19 protein-coding genes are annotated in these 21,319 nt (G+C 60.8%); 7 read left to right on the forward strand and 12 right to left on the reverse strand.

Translation table 11 applies throughout. The features are described from left to right. The first annotated feature begins 76 nt into the window (after positions 1-76). Positions 77-283 (forward strand): hypothetical protein, encoded by a 207-nt coding sequence (locus tag F506_RS12575; protein WP_053197915.1) that lies wholly within the window; start codon positions 77-79, stop codon positions 281-283. Between the two features lie 104 nt (positions 284-387). Here F506_RS12575 and F506_RS12580 read toward each other — a convergent pair whose 3' ends face one another. Further along, positions 388-909, reverse strand: a complete 522-nt coding sequence (locus tag F506_RS12580; protein ID WP_053197916.1) for a hypothetical protein — start codon at positions 907-909, stop codon at positions 388-390. Between the two features lie 71 nt (positions 910-980). Here F506_RS12580 and F506_RS12585 point away from each other — a divergent pair, with 71 nt between their 5' ends. After that, the gene (locus F506_RS12585) at positions 981-1,628 is read left to right on the forward strand and encodes a CYTH domain-containing protein (protein ID WP_053197918.1); all 648 of its coding nucleotides are present in this window, start codon (positions 981-983) and stop codon (positions 1,626-1,628) included. A gap of 198 nt (positions 1,629-1,826) precedes the next feature. Further along, positions 1,827-3,152 carry an MFS transporter gene (locus F506_RS12590; RefSeq protein ID WP_053197920.1) on the forward strand — a complete coding sequence of 442 codons (1,326 nt, stop codon included), beginning with the start codon at positions 1,827-1,829 and terminating at the stop codon, positions 3,150-3,152. 19 nt (positions 3,153-3,171) lie between these two features. Here F506_RS12590 and F506_RS23125 read toward each other — a convergent pair whose 3' ends face one another. The 5 genes from F506_RS23125 to F506_RS12615 all read right to left on the reverse strand — a co-directional run bounded on the left by F506_RS23125 (position 3,172) and on the right by F506_RS12615 (position 9,229). Next, positions 3,172-4,302 carry a fimbrial protein gene (locus F506_RS23125; protein ID WP_144424048.1) on the reverse strand — a complete coding sequence of 377 codons (1,131 nt, stop codon included), beginning with the start codon at positions 4,300-4,302 and terminating at the stop codon, positions 3,172-3,174. A gap of 225 nt (positions 4,303-4,527) precedes the next feature. Next, complete coding sequence (locus tag F506_RS12600) at positions 4,528-5,193, reverse strand: DUF1120 domain-containing protein (protein WP_053197924.1); 666 nt, start codon at positions 5,191-5,193, stop codon at positions 4,528-4,530. A gap of 301 nt (positions 5,194-5,494) precedes the next feature. Further along, entirely contained in the window at positions 5,495-8,221 is a 2,727-nt protein-coding gene (locus tag F506_RS12605) for an FtsK/SpoIIIE family DNA translocase (protein ID WP_053197926.1), read from the reverse strand. Positions 8,222-8,337: 116 nt separating this feature from the next. Further along, a complete protein-coding gene (locus F506_RS12610) occupies positions 8,338-8,757 on the reverse strand; it encodes a cupin domain-containing protein (RefSeq protein ID WP_053197928.1) in 420 nt (139 codons plus the stop codon). A 31-nt stretch (positions 8,758-8,788) separates the two neighbouring features. Then, positions 8,789-9,229: a carboxymuconolactone decarboxylase family protein gene (locus F506_RS12615; protein ID WP_053197930.1), complete on the reverse strand. Its 441-nt coding sequence runs from the start codon at positions 9,227-9,229 to the stop codon at positions 8,789-8,791. Between the two features lie 234 nt (positions 9,230-9,463). Here F506_RS12615 and pdxR point away from each other — a divergent pair, with 234 nt between their 5' ends. Next, entirely contained in the window at positions 9,464-10,912 is a 1,449-nt protein-coding gene (pdxR, locus tag F506_RS12620) for a MocR-like pyridoxine biosynthesis transcription factor PdxR (protein WP_053197932.1), read from the forward strand. Between the two features lie 46 nt (positions 10,913-10,958). Here the strand turns inward: pdxR and F506_RS12625 are convergent, their stop codons facing one another. Together F506_RS12625 and hmpA are read right to left on the reverse strand one after the other, a co-directional pair. Beyond that, positions 10,959-11,369, reverse strand: coding sequence for a hemerythrin domain-containing protein (locus F506_RS12625; RefSeq protein WP_053197934.1), 411 nt, complete (start codon positions 11,367-11,369; stop codon positions 10,959-10,961). A gap of 74 nt (positions 11,370-11,443) precedes the next feature. Further along, on the reverse strand, positions 11,444-12,625 hold the full coding sequence (gene hmpA, locus F506_RS12630; RefSeq protein WP_053197936.1) for an NO-inducible flavohemoprotein: 1,182 nt from the start codon (positions 12,623-12,625) through the stop codon (positions 11,444-11,446). Positions 12,626-12,791: 166 nt separating this feature from the next. On the opposite strand from hmpA, the gene norR reads away from it, so the two are divergent. Then, positions 12,792-14,351 (forward strand): nitric oxide reductase transcriptional regulator NorR, encoded by a 1,560-nt coding sequence (gene norR / locus F506_RS12635; protein WP_053197938.1) that lies wholly within the window; start codon positions 12,792-12,794, stop codon positions 14,349-14,351. A gap of 12 nt (positions 14,352-14,363) precedes the next feature. On the opposite strand, the gene F506_RS12640 is transcribed toward norR, so the two are convergent. Further along, the gene (locus F506_RS12640) at positions 14,364-16,079 is read right to left on the reverse strand and encodes a methyl-accepting chemotaxis protein (RefSeq protein WP_053197940.1); all 1,716 of its coding nucleotides are present in this window, start codon (positions 16,077-16,079) and stop codon (positions 14,364-14,366) included. Positions 16,080-16,337: 258 nt separating this feature from the next. Then, positions 16,338-17,099 carry a DeoR/GlpR family DNA-binding transcription regulator gene (locus tag F506_RS12645; RefSeq protein ID WP_053201549.1) on the reverse strand — a complete coding sequence of 254 codons (762 nt, stop codon included), beginning with the start codon at positions 17,097-17,099 and terminating at the stop codon, positions 16,338-16,340. A 215-nt stretch (positions 17,100-17,314) separates the two neighbouring features. Here F506_RS12645 and F506_RS12650 point away from each other — a divergent pair, with 215 nt between their 5' ends. Next, entirely contained in the window at positions 17,315-17,926 is a 612-nt protein-coding gene (locus tag F506_RS12650; protein WP_083457827.1) for an NUDIX domain-containing protein, read from the forward strand. Here the strand turns inward: F506_RS12650 and F506_RS12655 are convergent. Further along, complete coding sequence (locus tag F506_RS12655) at positions 17,913-18,548, reverse strand: DUF1120 domain-containing protein (protein ID WP_053197943.1); 636 nt, start codon at positions 18,546-18,548, stop codon at positions 17,913-17,915. The two genes, F506_RS12650 and F506_RS12655, sit on opposite strands and share 14 nt — an antisense overlap. Positions 18,549-19,077: 529 nt before the next feature. Between F506_RS12655 and F506_RS12665 the strand changes: the two genes are divergently transcribed. Then, positions 19,078-20,352, forward strand: coding sequence for a PepSY-associated TM helix domain-containing protein (locus tag F506_RS12665; protein WP_053197947.1), 1,275 nt, complete (start codon positions 19,078-19,080; stop codon positions 20,350-20,352). Positions 20,353-20,435: 83 nt separating this feature from the next. On the opposite strand, the gene F506_RS12670 is transcribed toward F506_RS12665, so the two are convergent. Beyond that, positions 20,436-20,873 carry a response regulator gene (locus F506_RS12670; protein WP_053197948.1) on the reverse strand — a complete coding sequence of 146 codons (438 nt, stop codon included), beginning with the start codon at positions 20,871-20,873 and terminating at the stop codon, positions 20,436-20,438. Between the last annotated feature and the right edge of the window lie 446 nt (positions 20,874-21,319).

Raw genomic sequence — 21,319 nt, forward strand, 5'->3', positions numbered from 1 at the left:
AAAAAAATAAATCTGCTATCTTTATAACGGCACCGACCCGAAAACGGCACTGACCTGAAACCACGAGGAGACACATATGGATTTGGTTGAAAAATTCGACGCCAAAGGCAAGACAGGAGGCGCTTATCACGTCGAGGTGTACCAGACGGCGCTGGAAGAAGCAGACAAGGCGGCCCCGCCCGGACTCAAGACCTACAAGCTGGCTGACGGCCGTGCGCTCGATCCCTTGTCGGACGCCAAATTCAAGATTGTCCAGACCGGAGAAAAGATCTACCGCGTCTGACAGGATAAACAAGCTTAACAAGCGCGCAAGCGCAAAAACTCAAACGGCGGACCTCGCGTCTGCCGTTTTCTATTGGCTCGAATGTGGCAGGCCCTAAGGTGTTCTCAACCCGAAGTCGGCTTGCGGTAACCGCCTTCGACCCAGCGTTCGGCGCTGGCGGCGCTCAGCTTGAAGTTGGGCGCCACCTGCACCTTGGCCACCATTTCGCCCATGTCGTCCCAGGCCTTCAGGTCGGCATACGGGAAGTCGTCGTCGGGAACGATATCCAGCGTCACCTTGATGCTGCCGTCCGGACCGTCAACGCTCACGTGCTTGTGCAATTGCGCGTGCAGTTGCTGTTCGCTGCGGCGGCGGAATTCCGAAGCCGTCTTCACCAGCGTGTTGAAGGCATTCTTGTCCATCGGTTTCGGGTTCTTCTTGTCGCGGCCCATGGTCCACGGACCGATCAGCGTCGGTTCGCGTTCGCCTTCACGCGTCATCTCCACCGCCCAGCCGTCATCGTCGTCATTCTTGATGATGCGCGCAGTCCAGCCTTCATCGCGCCACAGGCGCGCTTCCTGGATCACATCGGAAATATCGGTGGCGGGTTCTTCGGTATCGGGGGATTCTGGCGCGAGGTCGGACATGAGAGGCTCAATGAAGCAAAGTTCGCCATGATACGACAGGTTACGGCAGGTTTGCAGGTAAACTCCCCGCCATGGAAATCGAACTCAAATTACTGATTGCCGCGGACAGCGTTGACGCTTTTCGCGCCTTGCCCTTGCTCAGCGAGCACGCCGTCGCGGCGCCGGAATCGCAGGACCTGTTCAGCACCTATTTCGACACGCCGGCATTACACCTGAAACAGCACCGCTCGGCGCTGCGCGTGCGCAAGGCCGGCGCGCTGTGGATCCAGACCTACAAGGGCGGCGGCAGCGTCGCGGCGGGCCTGCATCAGCGCCACGAGTGGGAATGCGAAGTCGCCGGCCCGCGCATCGAGTTGGACAAGCTGCTGCCGCTGGTCGACAACCCGACCGCGCGCACCGCGCTGGAGTTGCCCGGATTGTCGCAGCAATTGGAGGCAGTCTTCACCACCAGCTTTCGCCGCACCGCCTGGCAGTTGCGCCTGCCGCAGGGCACCGAGGTCGAAGTCGCGCTGGACGAAGGCGTGGTCGAGGCAGGCGGGCAAACCCAGCCGATCTGCGAGATCGAGCTGGAACTGAAGTCCGGCGACACCGGCGAGCTGCTGGCGTTTGCGCAGGCGCTGCGGCAGGCGATTCCGCTGACGCCGAGCAATGTCAGCAAGGCCCAGCGCGGTTTTGCCCTGCGCGGCAGGGATTTGCAGGGCGCCGATAGTTCGTTGTAACGGCGGGGCCGTCCCGGCCAACAACATTTTTCCCCGACAATTTTCCCCGACATTCGGATGAGGTCCCGTTCCGGCAGTGGCATGGATGCTGCTTGCCGGGAAGAGGGCGGCAAACTTGATTGGTGCGCACAGTCGTGGTGCAAATCAACGTCTGCCGTCCCGAATTCAATATTCGATTCATCCAAGACAGGGGAGCCCATGACCACCATCGCCGCAGCCGCGCCTGCCCACACCGCCGTGGAAGAGCGCGACATCACCTTCCGCCGCGTCATCTGGCGCATTGTCCCGTTCGTCACGCTGATCTGGTTCCTGGCCTGGGTCGACCGCGTCAACGTCGGCTTCGCCAAGCTGACCATGATGAGCGATCTGCAATGGTCGGACGCGGTGTACGGCGCCGGCGCCGGGATTTTCTTCATCGGCTATTTCATCTTCGAGGTGCCGAGCAACCTGGCGCTGCAAAAGTTCGGCGCGCGCAAGACCATCATGCGCATCACCATCGGGTGGGGCATCACCTGTGTACTGATGGCCTGGGTGCAGACCGCAACGCAGTTCTACGTCCTGCGCTTCCTGATGGGGGCGTTCGAAGCCGGCCTGCAACCCGGCGTGATCCTGTATCTGACCTACTGGCTGCCGACGCACCGGCGCGGCAAGGCGCTGGGGATTTTCGTTTCGGCGTCGGCGGTCTCGCTGGTGGTCGGCAGTCCGCTGGCGGCCTACATCATGGAGTTGTCGCAGGGCCTGGGCGGCTTCAAGGGCTGGCAATGGCTGTTCGTGATCGAAGGGATTCCGTCGATCGTGGCCGGCGCGGCAGCGTATTTCCTGCTGACGGACCGTCCGCGCGACGCGCACTGGCTCAGCCCGCGCGAAAAAGAACACGTCGAGACCGAACTGGCCGCCGAGGACCAGGCGCTGGGTCCGCGCGAGCACAGCTTCTTCGCATCGCTGCGCAGCGCGCGCATGTGGGCGCTGATCATGGTGTTCTTCTGCATCATCGCCGGCAACGCCACGCTGGTGTACTACGGCCCGAGCCTGGTCAAGGAGGTTGGCTTTACCGACATCAAGACGCTGGGCTGGGTGATGGGCGGGATTTATTGCTGCGGCTGGCTGGGCATGCTGCTCAACGGCTACCTGTCGGACCGCAACAAGGAAGTGCGCATCCATACCGCAGTGGCCGCCGCCATCGGCGCGCTGGGCCTATTGCTGGCAGCGTATTTCCTGGGAGAGAAGAGCGCCGCCGGCGTGGTGTTCGCGCTGGCGCTGTCGTCGGCCGGCACGATGGGCGCGATTCCGGTGTTCTGGCAATTACCCGGACGCTTCTTGTCCGGTTCTGCGATCGTGGTGGGCCTGGCGGTGATCAATTCGGTGGCCAATCTGGCCGGGTATTTTTCACCGCAGCTGCTGGGCTATCTCAAAACCACCACCGGCCAGTACGGCAAGGGCCTGACCACCATCGCCATCGTGGAGCTGATGGCGACGCTGATGATTTTTATGTTCATTGGCAAGACGGCGAGGGTGGGGAAATAAGTGGCGGGAGCGCCGGGATTTACTCGTAGCTCATGACAAAGACTACCGCCCCGTTTGCCTGACCGGCAACAAGCCGGGTTGTGGACGCCGGCTTGACGTAGCGCGCACCGATCGGCACTGAAAAACTGCCGCCGGTGGTCTTGATCGCCTCGTAGCCACTCAGGGGCTGGGCGGTGTTGTAGACGACGGGGGTGTTATTGGCGCCAAAGCTCATCTGGATGCCGATACCTTGTGCGGTCGTACTGCTGGTCGGATTGTTGAGCTTGAACACGCCATTGTCCTGATCCAGCCAACCGGCTAGCGGCGTATTAAACTTGATCGAGACCTGAGTGAGGCCGACCGGGCAATTGTTGACGTTGAATGTAGTGTTATTCCACCTGTCATTCATCGTGCCGGTGCCATTAAAAGTGGAAAAATTTGTATTGCCCATCGGGATGACGACGTCGGGTGTCGCGCAGGTGGGCACGGTCACATTACCTGTTGCGCCGCCCGTGTACATGGGCGTTTGCTGCCAAACAGTCACCTGATCAATACTTGACGTGACTGTGATATTAATTGCCGGTATCGACGTTAGTGTTCCAGCAGCGATAGTTCCAGTTTTGACAAATTCCGTGGAGGCCTGCCATGACCAGTTTAGATTGGGACTATACGCTGACACCCAGCAATTGGCTGTATAGCTGGAATTCTCGATAGTCTGATCGTCGTTCATGCCGCAGTTGTTGCCAATCGTTTGCGAGAAAAGGTAGCGCACGCCGAGGCCAGCCAAATTTGTCGGATAGACGTCGGTGTAACCGCTGACGGGCGCACCAGTGACACTAAATTTGTAATAGGCGGTGATACGCCCCCCTGAATTACTACAGCTTATGCGATAGGAGGCTCCCGGTTGAGGCGACTTGGGTATCACGGTCGAACCGATGGCGGCATTTAAAGGAATACTTGCCGTCCCGATGCTTACGACATAATTCCCTCCAGCAATGGTTGTACAGCCATATTGTTGCGCGAGAGCCGATCCCGAGCAAAGAACAAGAATGCAGGCCAAACACCATTTAACAAAATGACGCATGCCGACCAATGGCACCTTATCCGTAGCCGCTGACCTGACCCGCGACGCGCCGTACGGCACAGCGGGATACAAATTAAATTTCAACATAAGCGCCTCGTTGCAGAGTTAGAAAAAAGCCATTGTCTGTAACTTCGGCGCGGCGAGATATGGGAAAACTCTCAAACTGGTTCGCACGATTAACGCGGTCGGCGACTGCATCGCGTCACTGATGGCGGTTACTCGCAGCTCATGACAAAGACCATCGATCCGGTTGCCTGAGCGGAGTCAATAGTTCTTGTCCGGTCGGCGTGCCTTTCTGGTTGCTGGACGACGTTATCGATATCTGATCTCGAACGTCGCAGAACCGTCCAGCGGGATATCGCCTGTCAGATTCAGATTTTCCGGTTTATTGAGGAGTGCCTCAACGTTGATTTTGACGTTCAGGAACTTCGATGCTGCCGCATAGGGCCAGGTAACAATAAACACGAAGTAATAGCCTGTGTTATTGGCCAGCACGCCGCCGGGAGCGTATCCCTTCCCGTATAAAGGGCGAGCCATGTAACCCGACGTCGCCGGGGTGCCGTCGACAGTGATGTCAGACATGACCAGCCTGTAGCCACCGACCTTCTTGCCGTCAACTGAGCCGAGTCCGAAAACCTGTACGGCATCGTCTTCTCCGCCGTAAATTCCGGTGTAGCTACCTCTGACGTACGAAGCAGCACGGTTGTCGTGCACGAGCAGTTCAATCGTTCGAGACTGATCGCATGACACATTGAAGTTAATTTGTTTCACCGGAAGCGCGGTATATTTGCCTGCCTTTAAATCAGCAGCGCGGATGGTGCCAAAATCGACCTCGCCGCCATTGGTAAAACTCGGAATGCACGCCGAAGGACGAATCGAACCCTTGACCTGGAGTTCAGTCGTGTCGACGGCCCGAGCGGCGAAAGAGACCAGCGAGGAAGCTAGGAGGGCGGAGAGCAGAACGACTTGTTTGTTCATGATTGGCGCCTTACAAATAACTGTTGAACTCGAAATAAATTCGAATTGAAATATGTTGTTTGCTAAATCTGTTGCGCAATTATGACAATTTGAAAATTCGATTTATATGAGAAAACTCTCAAACTGGTCTGCGCAGTTTACGCGCCCGACGCTACGCCACGTCATTTATCGCTCAACGCCGCAAACAACAACGCCGCCGTCCCGATCTGCATCGAAACGGCGGCGTTTTCCTTGTTGGCGCGGTCCCTGCCAAACAGAGGGGCGCAGCACCAGCAGTGCGTCCTGGATCGTGAACCGGTTCCTACAACTCCGGTGGCGGCGGCGCCAGCACGTCGCGGCTGCCGCTCTTGGACATCGATGACAGGATGCCGGCGGCTTCCATCTGTTCCACCAGGCGGGCCGCGCGGTTGTAGCCGATGCGGAACTGGCGCTGCACCGACGAGATCGAGGCGCGCCGGCTGCGCGTGACGTAGGCCACGGCCTCGTCGTAGAGCGGGTCGGCTTCATCGCCGGGTTCGCCGAACATGTCGCCTTGCTGCGGTTCTTCCGAGGCCGGACCGGCCAGGATTGCTTCTTCGTACTGCGGTTCGCCGTGGGCTTTCAGGTGTTCGACCACGCGGTGGACTTCTTCATCCGAGACGAACGCGCCATGCACGCGCTGCGGATAACCCGAGCCCGGCGGCAGGAACAGCATGTCGCCGTGGCCGAGCAGCGTTTCCGCGCCCATCTGGTCGAGCACGGTGCGCGAGTCGATCTTGGACGACACCTGGAAGGCCACGCGCGTCGGGATGTTGGCCTTGATCAGGCCGGTGATGACGTCCACCGACGGACGCTGCGTCGCGAGGATCAGGTGGATGCCGGCGGCGCGGGCTTTTTGCGCCAGACGGGCGATCAGTTCTTCAATCTTCTTGCCTGCCACCATCATCAGGTCGGCCAGTTCGTCGATCACGACCACGATCATCGGCAGCGGATCGAGCGGTTCGGGGGCATCGGGCGTGAGCGAGAACGGGTTCTTGACGCGCTTCTCGGCGGCGATGCCGTCGGCGATCTTCTGGTTATAGCCGGCCAGGCCGCGCACTCCCAGCGCCGACATCAGGCGATAGCGCTTGTCCATCTCGCCGACACACCACGACAGCGCATGCGCGGCCAGCTTCATGTCGGTCACGACCGGCGCCAGCAGGTGTGGGATGCCGTCGTAGACCGACAGCTCCAGCATCTTCGGATCGATCATGATCAGGCGCACATCGTCGGGCGTGGCCTTGTACAGCAGCGACAGGATCATGGCGTTGATCGCCACCGATTTGCCGGAGCCGGTGGTGCCGGCTACCAGCATGTGCGGCGCGCGCGCCAGGTCGGTGGCGACCGGGACGCCGGTGATGTCCTTGCCCATCGCCAGCGTCAGGTGCGAGGCCGAGCGGGCGTAGGCTTCGGACCGGATGATCTCGGCCAGGCGGATCATCTGGCGCTTGGGATTGGGCAACTCCAGGCCCATGCAGGTCTTGCCGGGGATGGTTTCGACCACGCGGATCGAGGTCAGGCCGAGCGCGCGCGCCAGGTCTTTCATGAGATTGACGATCTGGGCGCCGCGCACGCCCAGCGCGGGTTCGATTTCAAAGCGCGTGATGACCGGACCGGCGTAGGCGCCCAGTACGGTGACCGGGACCTTGAACTCCTTGAGGCGCTGCTCAATGAGTTGGCCGATTTCCAGCAGCTGGGTTTCGTCCATCTCGACCGGCGCGTCGCTGCCCTGGTCGAGCAACTCGATGCCGGGCAGGGGAACTTCGGTGGGGCGATAAGGCCGCACCGGCGCGGCTGTCACCACGGGGGCAGCAGGAGCAGGAGCAGGAGCAGGAGCAGCAGGCGCTTGCGTCCAGGTGCGGATCTGCATGGGGGCGGCGGCTGCAACCGGAGGTTCCTGGACCGGTTCCTCAAATAGCAACGACGGGGCCGATGCAGGTGCAGGTGCAGCGTGGGTCGGCTCGGGAATGGCTGCGGCAACCGGTTCGATGCGGGTGTCGATGATATTGAATGGCTCGGAGGCGGTGATGACTTCCGGTTCCGGCTCGGTCGCATGGAAGGCGGCGGTCTGGGGCGCACTCTGCTGCAGCACCGGCTCTAGAATCGGCGCGGTAACCGGAGGCGGAGCAGGCTCGCGCGCCCGCAGCGCAGCGCTCAGCGACGTCGGAATCGCCTGGCTGCGGTCGCTGGCGGTGCTGATGCGGACCTTGGTGCTGCTGCCGGCGATGGGCGTGATCTTCGGTTTGCTGATGATGCTGGTGGCCAGCGATGGCTTGAGCGCCGCGGTATGCGCCGGCGCTTCCGGCTGCTGACCGGAAGCCGAACGGGCCAGCATCGCCTGGGTCGGCCGCAGCGATTCGAATGCGGCCCATTCGGAAGCGGGACGCGCCGGGCGTTTGGGCGGTTCGGCCTTTTGCAGCGCAGCGCCGGGCCAGTTGCCGGCGGCGGTATGCGCAGGATGGGCGGCGCGCGGCAATTCATTGGGCAGCGGCCAGGGATCGCGCTTGCGGGTCAGGTTGCCGAAGGCGGGCGCGGCTGGCGGTTTCGGTTGCGCCGGAGGAGTCCGGTGCGACTGCGCTGCCGGCATGTTGCGGATGGTGGGAGCGATATTGGCCTGGGTGCGGCGCGGCACCGAAGCCTGCAGCGGCAGGGAGCCGATGTCGGCATCGAGGTCCATCCTGGCCTTGCGGCGGCCGAACAGCCAGAACAGGCCGATCATTCCTGTTGCCATCAAGACAAGGACGGCGACCAGCTTACCGAAGGCGAGGGTGACGTTGCGTGCGAGCGCCTGGCCGAGGAGGTCGGTTTCCAGTGCAGTATCGCCTTGCGAACGGAGCATGGCCTCGAGGGCGCTACTGGCGCACAGGATGGCCAGGGTGCCGAGCCAGATACGGATGGAGCCGCGTCCGCCGAGGCCTTTTCCGGACAACAAGGACAGTAATACTCTGCCCAGCAGGGGCAGCATCCACAAGAACGACCAGCCGAACCAGTCAAGTAAAAATAAGCGCATCCCGCAAGTTTACAGGAAGCCGGGACCTGCGCTGAAACTTAAGCTGAAATTTCCGAAAGGAAAAGCTGAAAATCCCGCTTTCCGGATTGCGGAAGCGGGAGCATGCGCCGGATGAGTCACTTTTCCAGCGGTACCGTCAACGGCCTGCCATCCTGCACCAGCGACCAGACCAGCAGCCTTGCCGGTTTGGTAGTGCTGGCGTTGCGCGACACCAGGTGCGGCGTGTCGGGCGCTTCGTACCAGGACTCGCCCGCTTTATAGGTCACCGGGGCGCCGCCCTGCAGCTGGGAGACCACTTCGCCTTCCAGCACGTAGGCAAAGATGGAGCCGGGATGGCGATGCGGCACCGAGCTTTGGCCGGGGCCGTAAGCGACTATCGCCATGACGCCGCTTTTGCCGGGGGCATCGGACAGGGCCTGATGCTGCAAAGGCGTGACGACTTCATCGCCATGTTTGCCGTCGTGGGCATCGGCGCCGGCCGCCAGGGCCAACAAGGCGGCGAGCAGTGCGCTTTTTGCAGAGGGGAGGAATCGCATGTCAGGCTCCTTGTCCGTGGCCGTCGCCGTTTCAGGCGACCGGCATCTTGCGGAAGCCGATGGCGAAACGGTTCCAGGCGTTGATGGTGTTGATGGCCAGGGTCAGGTTGACCAGTTCTGCGTCGGTGAACTGGGCGCGCGCCAGGGCGTAGTCTTCATCGGGAGCACCGGTTTGCGAGATCAGGGTCAGCGATTCGCTCCAGGCCAGGGCGGCGCGTTCGCGGTCGGTGAAGAACGGGGTTTCGCGCCAGACCGGCACGGCGTACAGGCGGCGTTCGGTTTCGCCGGCCTTGCGGGCGTCGGCGGTGTGCATGTCGACGCAGAAGGCGCAGCCGTTGATGAGCGACACGCGCAGGCGGACCAGTTCCAGCAGGGATGTTTCCAGGCCGAGCTTGCCGACCACGTTTTCGAGGGCGATCATGCCCTTCAGGACTTCAGGGGAGGCTTTGTAGAAATCGACGCGTTGTTCCATGGTGATGCTCCTTGGCAAGTTGAGTGAATCGTTAAATTGGTCTTGGCTGTATCGCTTGTTTGCTGAGCCAGTGACGTCATCATAAGGAGACCACTCGTCGTCGCGGATAACCAATTTCTCGAAAAAACAGGAGACCACTTCCGGTGGCACGGCTAGAATCGCGGACAGCGAACTACAAGCCAACCACAAGCCGACCACCGGCAAAAAACACGAATACAAGGGAGCGGGCGACGCATGGAATTGCACATCGTCATTGAGGGCAACAAGGATCTGGCCGGGCAGGTGTATCGCCAGCTGCGCGACGCCATTCAGAGCGGCCGCCTGGCGCCGGGGGAACAGGTGCCGCCGTCGCGCCTGCTGGCCACGCAGCTGGGCCTGTCGCGCAAGACCGTCTCGGAAGCCTATGGGCGGCTGACGCTGGACAAGCTGCTGGTGGGCCGGGCCGGCAGCGGCACCTTCGTCAATGCGCCGGCCGAGCCGAAAGCCAAGCCGAAACGCTTCGAAAGCAGCGACCTCGCCGCCGGCAAACTGATCGCGCATTGGCTCGATCAGTCGTTCCCGCTGCTGATGCGGCACGTCGGCCCGGAAACGCGCTCGCAATACGATTTCATGGGCGGCATCCCGGTGCGCAGGCAATTTCCGCAGGAAGAGTGGCGCCAGTGCGTGCTGTACGGGTTGCGCCAGGTCAATGAGGCGCGCGGCTTCTACGCCGAGACCGAAGGCGTGCCGGCCTTGCGCGAGGCGATCGCGCGCCATGTGTCGTTCTCGCGAGGGGTGCAATGCACGGCTGCCGATGTACTAGTGACCAACGGCGCGCAGCAGGCGCTGGACCTGATTACGCGGGTGCTGGTGGAGCCGGGCAGCGTGGTGGCGGTGGAAGATCCCGGCTATCCGCCCGCGCGCATGCTGTTCTCGGCGCAAGGCGCCAGGGTGGAGAGCGTGCCGGTGGACGACGAAGGGATGCGGGTCGATCTGATTCCGGATGGAACACGCCTGATCTATGCGACGCCGGCGCATCAGTTTCCGCTCGGCATGCCGATGAGCCCGGCGCGGCGCACGGCCTTGCTGGCGCGCGCGCGTGAATTGCGGGCCATCGTCATCGAGGACGATTACGACAGCGAGTTCCGTTACGAGGGGCGGCCCATGGATTCGCTGCAAAGCATGGACCAGGACGGGCTGGTGGCGTTCGTGGGCACGTTTTCCAAGTCGATGAACCCGGAGTTGCGCGTCGGCTACGTGATTGCGCCGCCGTCGATCTTGCGCGCCATGAGCGTGGTCAAGGGCTTGTCGGACTGGCATACGCCGACCCTGACCCAGTGGGCGATGGCGAGGTTCATTGACGAGGGCTACCTGCAAAAGCACATCCGCCGCTGCCACGGCATCTATGTCGCACGCCGCGAAAAGCTGCATGCCGCGCTCAACGGTGCGCTCAAACCCTGGATGCGCGCGGTGCCGACGACTGCCGGTTTCCACCTGGCGGCACAGATGACGGCCGAAGTCGACATGGCGCAATTGCTGCGGCTGGCGCGCCGGGTCGACGTCGCGCTGTACACGCTGGACGAGTTCTACTACCGGGTCAAGCCGGAGCCGGCGCTGTTCTTCGGCTATGGCGCCATCGAGTCGCTCGACATCGAGACGGCGCTGGGACGCGTGAGGACGATCCTGGAAGAGCTCAGCGGCTAAGCAGCTAAGTAAGCAACTAAGCAGCTAAGCGGGCAACAACGGCTTTTCAGGCGTTCTCGATCATCGGATAGAAATCGCGGTCTTCGCGCTGCATGCGGTCGAACAGGACTTTCAGCACCTTGTTGGCGGCGTTGCGGAAGCCGTCGGGATCAGCCGCCACGTGGCCGGCATCATTCCATTTGCGTGCAAATTCGCCATAGGCTTCGGCGATGTGGGTCATTTCATGCTGGTATTGCTTGCCCATCGTGGCCAGGCGAGGATTGTTGGCTTCCTGCAAGGCGGGATAAAGGAATTTGTCCTCGATCGACAGGTGCAGTTTGATGACGGAGCTCATCTTGATCACTTGTGCGGCGATGTCGGCGGCGTGCTCGGCGATGCCCAGATGGGAAAACTCCTTGAGCTTGCGGATGTTGTCGAAGATGACCGTGTGCTGGTGTTTGTATTTGTCGATGTCCATGGAGTTTCTATCGGTATCTCATTCTCGTCAGGTCTGAAACGGCGCCGGACTGCCTTCAGCCCGGCGCGCGGTGCTTAATCCAGCGAAGCAGCCGGGCCAAAGAACTCGTAACGGCTCTGCGCCGCCGGTACACCCAGCTCGTGCAGGTGGCGCTTGATTGCCTTCATGAAGGACTTGGGACCGACAAAATAGGCGTCCACGTCCATCGACTCCGGCAGCCAGCCGGCCAATTTGTCGCGATCGATGTAGCCGGTCGCATGTGGCGCCTGGTCCTGTTCGCGCGGTTGCTCGTAGCAGAAGTAATGCTGCAACTGCGGATGTTCCTGCGCCAGGTCGGCGATTTTCTTGCCGAAGGCGTGTACGCCGCCATGCCGCGCTGCGTGGATGAACACGACCGGGCGCTTGCTCGGCAGCGCTGCGTCCAGCATCGCCAGCATCGGCGTGATGCCGACGCCGCCACTGATCAGCACCAGCGGGCGTTCACCCGGGGTCAGCGTGAACTCTCCCGATGGCGGCATCAGGTCGATCTGCTTGCCGACCGTCATGTGGTCGTGCAGGAAGTTCGAGACCTTGCCGTTTGGCTCGCGCTTGACGCTGATGCGGTACATCTTGTCGTTCGGCGCGGCCGACAGCGAGTACTGGCGGCGCATTTCCTCGCCGTCGACGGTGACGCACAGGCCGATGTATTGGCCCGGGTGGTATTCCATGATGGCCTTGCCGTCTTCAGGCGCGAAGTAGAAGGAGGTGATTTCCTCGCTCTCGTCGACGCGGCGCACCACCACGAACTTGCGCAGGCCGCGCCAGCCGCCGTCGGCTTTTTCGGTGGCCTGGTAGATGTTTTCCTCTGCGCCGATCAGGATGTCGGCCAGCTGGCCGTAGGCGGCGGCCCAGGCTTCGATGACCTGGTCGGTGGCGATTTCCGCGCCCAGCACTTCGCGGATGGCGCGCAGCAGGCAGTCGCCGACCATCGGATAATGTTCCGGCTGGATCTGCAGCGCGACGTGCTTGTTGATGATGGTGGTGACCAGGCCGCCCAGTTGTTCGAGCTGGTCGATATGGCGCGCGTACATCAGCACGCCGTTGGCCAATGCGCGCTGCTGGTCGCCGCTGCCTTGGTGGGCCTTGTTGAACAAGGGGATGACTTGCGGGTAGTCGCGCATGAGCATCTTGTAGAAATGCGTGGTCAGCGCTTCGCCGCCGCTTTCGAGCAGGGGAACGGTGGATTTGACGATGGCGCGGTGGGCGTCGGAGAGCATGGCGGTACCTTTCAGGGTTGAACAAGCAGACGGGAGGTCGGGAATCCTCGTTTCCTGCCCCTTCTTAATCAAACTCCATGCCAGAGTAAAAATCTTTTATAATCAGTCACTTAAAAAATGACCGAGTCAAATCGACCCGAGTCATATTGACTCGAAAAGGGTAAAAATGACTCCAAAGCTCATGCTGGACGCGTTGATTCCGCTGGTGGCCGACTTGTCGCGTGAGCTGCATGACAGCGAGCGCTACCGCCGCCTGCTGGATACGCTGCGCATGCTGTTTCCCTGCGACGCCGCCGCCTTGTTGCGGCTCGACGGCGAGGTGCTGGTGCCGCTGGCGATCAACGGCCTGAGCAGCGACACGCTGGGCCGGCGCTTCCGCGTGAGCGAACATCCGCGCTTTCGCGTGTTGTTGTCGAACCTGCCGCCGACGCGTTTTCCGGCCAACTCGTCCTTGCCGGATCCTTACGACGGCCTGGTCGAAGCGCATTCCGGCGAACTCCACGTCCACGATTGCATGGGATGCCAGATCACCATGAACGGCCGTCCCTGGGGTTTGCTGACGCTGGACGCGCTCGGGCCGGGCCGCTTCGATTCGGTCGATACGGCCTCGCTGCAGGCCTTCGCGAGTCTGGCGGCGGCGACCGTCAATGTTGCCGAACGCATCCATGATCTTGCCGAGACCAGCGAACAGGAGCGCCAGCGCGCCGAAGCCTACCGGCTCGCCGCCAACCAGAGCCGGCGCGAGCTGATCGGCCAGAGTCCGGCGCACAAGCGGATGATGAAAGAGGTGCGGCTGGCCGGTCCGAGCAACATGACCGTGCTGATCACCGGCGAAACCGGCACCGGCAAGGAGCTGGTCGCCAACGCCATCCACGCCGCCTCGCCGCGTGCACGCAAACCCATCATCAGCCTCAATTGCGCCGCGTTGCCGGAAACCCTGGTCGAGAGCGAGCTGTTCGGCCACGTGCGCGGGGCGTTTTCCGGCGCGGTCGGCGACCGGCGCGGCAAGTTCGAGCTGGCCGACGGCGGCACCTTGTTCCTTGATGAAGTGGGGGAGTTGTCGCTGACGGTGCAGGCCAAGTTGCTGCGTGCGCTGCAAAGCGGGCAGATCCAGCGGGTCGGGTCGGACGAGGAACACAAGGTTGACGTGCGCGTGATCGCCGCCACCAACCGCGACCTGGAGGAAGAAGTGCGGCTGGGCCGCTATCGCGCCGACTTCTACCATCGCCTCAGCGTGTATCCGCTGGCGGTGCCGCCGTTGCGCGAGCGGGGCCACGACATCTTGCTGATCAGCGGGTTTTTCCTGGAAGAAAACCGTTTCCGGCTGGGTTTGCTGAGCCTGCGGCTGGCGACCGATGCGCAGGAAGTGCTGCTCAATTACCGCTGGCCGGGCAACGTGCGCGAGCTGGAACACGTGATCGCCCGCACCGCGCTCAAGACGCTCGGCAAGCATCCCGAGCGGCCGCGCATCCTGACGCTGGCGGCCGAGGATTTCGATCTTTCCAATGAGAAGGCGGTGGCGTTGTCAGCGCATGAAGAACAGGTCCAGTCCGAGCTGGACCTGCAGAACGGCAGCGGCCTGCGCGACGCCGTGAGTGCCTACGAGCGCAGATTGGTCAGCGCCTGCCTGGCGCGCAACGGCGGCAATGTGGCCTCCGCTGCGCGCGAACTGGGGGTGGACCGCGCCAACCTGAACCGCATGGCAAAACGGCTTGGCCTCAGGTAAAACCTCGCCGCCTTAAAACTGTTCCCAGGCGCCTTCCTCCTGCGCAAGTGCCGGGCCGGTAACGGCTTTGCCGTTGGACGCCGCCGCGACGCGCAGAGCCGGCTTGGTGGAGGTTTTTGCAGCAACGGCTACGGGGCGTTTCGGCATCGCCTTGACGCCGGCGGACGGCGCGGCCGCATTGCCGTCCAGCTTGAAGACGCTGACGGTCTCCGCCAGCTTGCCGGCCTGTTCTTGCAGCGCCTGGGCCGCCGCCGCGGCTTCTTCCACCAGCGCGGCATTCTGCTGGGTGACTTCATCCATCTGCGCGATAGCCCGGTTGATCTGCTCCAGGCCGGTGCTTTGCTCCTGGGTGGCGGACGAGATTTCTCCCACGATATCGGTCACGCGCTTGACGCTGCTGACTACCTCATCCATGGTCGAGCCGGCTTCTTCCACCAGTTTGCTGCCGACGTCGACCTTGGCGACCGAGTCGTCAATCAGGGCCTTGATTTCCTTCGCGGCGGCCGATGAGCGCTGCGCCAGGCTGCGCACTTCCGACGCCACGACGGCAAAACCCCGGCCTTGTTCGCCGGCCCGGGCCGCTTCCACCGCCGCGTTCAGCGCCAGGATATTGGTCTGGAAGGCAATGCCGTCGATGACGCTGATGATGTCGACGATCTTGCGCGAGGATTCATTGATCGAGCCCATGGTGTCGACCACCTTGCCGACCACCGTGCCGCCCTGGACGGCGACTTCCGATGCGGTCGTCGCCAGCTGGTTGGCCTGGCGGGCATTGTCGGCGTTCTGCTTCACGGTCGAGGTCAGTTCTTCCATCGCCGACGCGGTTTCTTCCAGGGACCCGGCTTGTTCTTCGGTACGCGAGGACAGGTCGAGGTTGCCCGATGCGATTTCACTGGATGCGGTGGCGATGGTGTCGGTGCCGACGCGGACGCTGCCGACGATGTGCAGCAAGTTGTCGTTCATTTGCCTGAGTGCGCCGAGCAGCTGGCCGGTCTCATCTTCGCTGCTTTGCCTGATGTCCGCGGTCAGGTCGCCGTCGGCCACCTGGCGGGCGACCTTGACTGCTTCCGTGAGCGGCCGTGAAATGATGCGCGCGACCATCACCGCCAGCGTCATGGCCGCGACGATGCACAGGACCAGCATGCCGATGATCCACAGCCGCGCACTGGCGTAGGTATCGTCGGCGAGCTTGTTCGAGATGTCCGAGCCGCGCTCGTTGACGGCGGTCAGCTGGTCGAGAAGCTCGATGGCTTTGAGATAGTTCCTGGTCGACTCGCCTTTCATGAGCGTGCGTGCTTCAGCGCTCTTGCCCTCGCGCGAAAGGGCGATGATCTTGGGATGTTCGGCGACGATAACGTCCAGCATTTTGCCGACTTCCGGATAGATGGCGCGCTCTTCCGGTTCGGTAATCTGGCTCTCGTACCGCTTGCGTGCCGCCGTAAGGACCTGCAGCTGCTGGTTGGCGCTCTGCTCCATTTCGTCGAACTCCTTGGGGTCGGAGGCGACGATATGCTGCAGTTCAAAGCTGCGGATGCGCGAGGTCGTGAATTTCAGGCGAGCCAGCGTACGAATGGTCGGCAGCCAGTTGGTCGCTATCTCGGTAGAGGCGCGGTTGACCTTGTCGATCTGGTTGATGGCGAAAATGCCCAGGCCTGCAGCCAGTACGATCACGGCTAAAAACGCGGCGATCAGCTTGGTGGCGATCTTCAAGTTGTAGAACCATTTCATTATCTTTCTCCCCCGCTTTTTGTGAGTCGGCGCACTGGTTTCGCGGCGCTTCGGTTCCCGCTCGCAGCAGCGGGCAGTTACGCACAGAATTGCATGAAAGATAATTTTGTTCAAATAAAGGCAGTTGTTATTTGTGTATTTCTTGATAATTTTTCTTCTTGCAATCCACGGGAGATATGCAGGTGCTGACAACAAGCTGGAGGTGTTGCAGAAACGTTTCTCGAACGCTGAGGCGGAAGGGAGGGACTAAACGGCTCCTCACGCCAGGGTGATGGCGATGCCTTGCGCCTGATAAGGCGCGATCAGTTCGGCGGCGGTGTCGCGATTGACCACGAGGCGACCGACTTCGGCCAAGGGCACGATCTCGAACGGCGAGGTGGTGTCGAGCTTGTCCGGCGAGGCCAGCACCACGGTGTCGGCTGCCGAGCGGCTGAAAGCGCGCTTGATGCCGGCTTCCTCGAAATCGAGCGAAGTGATGCCAGTGTGCGGATGCAGGCTGCAGACGCCCATGAAATACTGGTCGGCGCGTATGCGCCCGATCTCTTCGATGGTGCCGCCGCCCATCGCCACCACGGAGTGCTTGAACAGTTTGCCGCCGATGATGATGACGTCGATATGCGCATGACCGGACAGCTCGACCGCGATCGACGGGCTGTGCGTGACGACGGTTGCCTTCAGGTCGGGCGCCAGGTGGCGCGCCATCTGGACGCAGGTGGTGCCGCCGTCGATGAATACCACCTGGCCGGGCAGCACCAGCGCCGCCGCCGCGCGGCCGATGTCGGCCTTGGCGCCGGGCTCGATGTGCTGGCGGTTGGCGAACATCACCATCGGCGGGGTGCCAATCAAGGGCAACGCGCCGCCATGTACGCGCCGCAGCAATCCTTCCTTCGCCAGTTCACGCAGATCGCGCCTGATCGTGTCTTCGGATACCTCCAGTTGTTCGCTCACCGGCTTGGCGACGATGCGGCCGTCGCGGCTGAGCAGGTCGAGCAGGTGTTTCTTTCGTTGGCTGGTCAGCATGCGGTCGTGCTCCGGTTCGGGGATGGGTGAGGTCAGGCAGTGTACAAGAAAATGCGCAAATTCGTGCAGCTTCACGTAAGTATTGCGTGGATTGTTGCACGAATATTCTTGATTTTTCTTGACGCTGCATGATATTTTAAACAAAGCGTGCAAATACCGGCAAGGAGGACTGCCGACTTTGTGGCCTTATGAATTCACTGCACAGGAGTAAAACGATGGAAAACGAGCGCGTCCGCATCCGCAATGTCGAGGTCTTGTCCGACGATTGGTACCTGCTCAAGAAAACCACCTTCGACTATCGTCGCGCCGATGGCGTCTGGCAGACGCTCAACCGCGAGACCTACGATCGCGGCAACGGCGCCACCATCCTGCTGTACAACCTGGAGCGGCGCAGCGTGATCCTGATCCGGCAATTCCGTTTTCCGACCTATCGCGACGGTCACGACGGCTTCCTGGTCGAAACGCCGGCCGGACTGCTCGACAACGCCAGCCCGGAACAGCGTATCCGCGCAGAGGCGGAGGAAGAAACCGGCTATCGCGTCGGCGACGTGCGCAAGGTGTTCGAGGTGTTCATGAGCCCCGGCTCGGTGACCGAGAAATTGCATTTCTTCGTCGGCGAATACACCGCGGATGCGCGCGCAGGCGAGGGCGGCGGCAATGTCGCCGAAGGGGAGGATATCGAAGTGATGGAGGTGCCGATCCAGCAAGCGCTGATGATGATTGCCGAAGGCGAGATCGCCGACGGCAAGACCATCATGCTGTTGCAATACGCCCAGCTGCATTTGTTTGGCGTAGGGGCAAACCGGGGATTGGTTACAGATATTTGACTTCGATCGTTGCCGAACCATCCAGGGGAATGCTGCCTGTCAGATTGAGATTTTCTCTTTTGTTCAGATAGGCAGTCAAATTCATGTCAAAGGTCCAGACTTGGCCTGCGGTCAGAGCCGTGTAGATAAACCTGGCCGTGTTGTGGACAGACATGATCAGGGACCCAAAATTGCTCACCCCTGTGCCTTGCGTGTCAAAAAAAACGAGTTGCGAATTATTGCCGTCCACTTTCACATCTGGCCCGAGGGCCAAGACATAGTTGCCGACGTTCTTGCCGTCAACGCTGCCAAGGCCGAAACTGTGAGCGCTAGAAAAAGATCCACTATCAATACGGGAGGTCGCACGGTTGTCAGTTACAGCGATGCCTATCCGCATCTTGGCATTGCAAGTTACTGTGAACGGAATGGAGCGAGTCTCCAATTTAGCGTATTCACGTGACTTCAGGCTTTTGGCCGGAATGGTTTCATAATCGACTGTGTTGCCACCAGCAAATGTTGGAGTACAGGCAGGAGGCAGAATCGAGCCTTTGACCTTCATTTCCGCGGTCTCGGCAGCTTGGGCAGAGAAAGAAAACAACAAGGAAGCAGCAAGGGTGCAAAGCAGGGTGACTTGTTTGTTCATGATCATTTCCTTGAAATTCGGTGAATTGATACCGCGTTCGGAACGGCTGCTGCAATGGTCGAGATCTCGGCACATCGCTTCATTTCCATCCGTCCATCGTTTTTTACCTGGACCGTGCCATCAAAAATTAATCTGTCTTTTCTGATGAGATGTCTGAATCTTAAGAGTTGAGACTTCTCGTTGATATGAGAAAACTCTCAAAACCATCGAAAAACTTTCGCTAAATACTCGCAAAAGATTCCGTGTCGTCGTGAGTCCCGGTTCGGTGATCGTCTACGCCCGCAGGCCAAGGATTGTGGCTCGGCCCCAGCATGGATTAAAATGAGAAGCATTCTTATTATTGTCTGAGCTTTCCGGGGCAGAGGCTGTCCTGTTACCGGACGTTCAAGCCTTGGATCCGCCAAGTTTCGGCCTTGTTGCCAACGCGGACTTCCGGGCCGCCGGCAGCCTGGGTGATGGTATTAACCAGCCGATGGTCATGCTCCGACAACGGGGCAAGACCGCTTCGGCATTTTCTTGAAGCGACTCTATGCGTGCTGTTCTCGTCCTCCTTCATCGCTGGTTCGGTCTCGGCGTGGCGGTGTTCCTGTTTATTTCCGGCGCTACCGGTGCGATCATTTCCTGGGATCACGAGCTCGACGCCGCGCTCAATCCGACCTTGTTCCACGCCAACAGCGCCAATAGCGCCAACTCGGGCGGCGTAGCCGGCACGCCCAAACCAGGCCTGGAACTGGCCAACATCGTCGAAGCGCGCGAGCCGAAGCTGCGCGTCACTTACGTGATGAACGAGAGCGAGCCGGGCCACACCAGCAACATGATGATCGAGCCGCGCCTTGATCCGGCCACCGGCAAGCCGTATGAACTGGGCTACAACCAGATCGCCGTTGACCCGGTCACCGCTGAAATCCAGGGCAAGCGCATGTGGGGCGCGATTTCGCTGAGCCGCGAAAACCTGCTGCCGTTCCTCTACAAGCTGCACTACACGATGCATCTTCCCGAAGTCGGCGGCATCGAGCTCGGCATCTGGCTCATGGGCATTATCGGCATCGTCTGGGCATTGGATTGCTTCATTGCGCTGTGGCTGTCCTTCCCCAACCCGAAGAGCTGGCGCAAGTCGTTTGCCTTCCGCTGGAAAGAGGGCGGCCACAAACTCAACTTCGATCTGCATCGCTCAGGTGGCGTGTGGGTATGGGGCTTGCTTCTGATCCTGGCGGTGACCTCGGTGTCCATGAATCTCAACAACCAGGTCATGACGCCGATCATCAAGGTCTTCTCGACGGTGACACCGACCGCCTTTGACACCCGCACGCCGGTCGCGCCGGACAAGGTGGCGGAGCCCCGGATGTCGCGCGAGCAGGTTACCCGGCTTGCGATCGAGGAAGGCAAGCGTCGCGGCTTCGAGGCGCCGGCCGGCGGCGTGTTCTATTCATCGATGTTTGGGTTGTATGGCGTCGGGTTCTTCGAAGCAGGCAACGATCATGGCGACGTCGGCCTCGGCAACGCCTGGCTGTACTTCGATGCCGCCACCGGCGCACCGGCCGGCACGCGCATCCCGGGGACCGGCAGCGCCGGCGACTTGTTCATCCAGGCGCAATTTCCACTGCATTCAGGACGCATCCTCGGCTTGCCGGGCCGCATCTTCATTTCCTTCATGGGCGCGCTGGTGGCGATGTTGTCGGTGACCGGGGTGGTGATCTGGATGCGCAAGCGCAAGGCTCGCGTGGTGCAGAAACGCAAGGTGTGGGAGCAATCAGGCTCCGCCTCGCCGCAGCCGGGCGGCCGCGAAAGCGCTTCCTTGCCATAGTTTGAACAAGAGATAACCAAGGAGCCAAGGGCCGCGACGACCGGGGCCATGGCTGAGCGGCTCTTATCCTTGCCGCTTCATGTTTATCGTGCCGGCAGGTTGCGCGTGGTCCAGTACGATACGGCGTCGACCACGGTATCCATCATCTGGTCCGCATCGGTGGCCTTGTGAAGATAGCCGTTGGCGCCGAGCTCGTAGCTCTTGTTGATGTCTTCACGGTCGGTTGAGGTCGAGAACATCACCACCGGGATATGCGAGGTCGCCTTGTTGCCCTTGAGCATGCGCAGCAGATCGTGGCCGCTCAGGCGCGGCATGTTCAGGTCCAGCAGGATCAGAAAAGGGTGCAGGTCACGGCGCGCAGTGTATTCGTGACGGAACAGGAAATCCGAGGCCTTTTCAGGATCGTTGAACCAGGTCCATTTTTCGGTGAGTTTCATGCGCAGGATGGCGAAGCGGGCCAGTTCCGCCACTTCAGAACTGTCGTCCACCAAAAGAATGTCGGATTGTTGTAAGCCTTGCATGCTCATCGCCTTCACAAAATAAGAACCCAACCTGTTCACCGGGTTCATCGACACCCGGCAAGGACGACACGGCCCGCAGCCGATGTGTCGCGCTTGCCCGGTGTTGATGAGTCCATTTTGGCACGCTCGTACAGGATGGATATCGGGCAATTCCCTAAAACATACGTTTTGGTAGGTTGCTGGGTGAATGTTGAAAAATGGTGGACTTTGGCGACAGATAAACTACTTCATCGTTGCCGGGTCGTACCATCGCGCAGAATCACGCGCCGGAAGATGTCAGGCCTCCGGATGAATTTAACGATTCGTGATGTTTCTGATGCGATGCCTGAATTTTAGGATTTGAGATCGATGATTAATATGAGAAAACTCTCAAAAATATCGATGGAATTCGGTGTGGAGGCTTGAACTTATACGAAATTTGTTTCGCTCCAGCATTGCATCCAACC

The organism is Herbaspirillum hiltneri N3 (assembly GCF_001267925.1).
Classification (GTDB): Bacteria; Pseudomonadota; Gammaproteobacteria; order Burkholderiales; family Burkholderiaceae_D; genus Herbaspirillum; species Herbaspirillum hiltneri.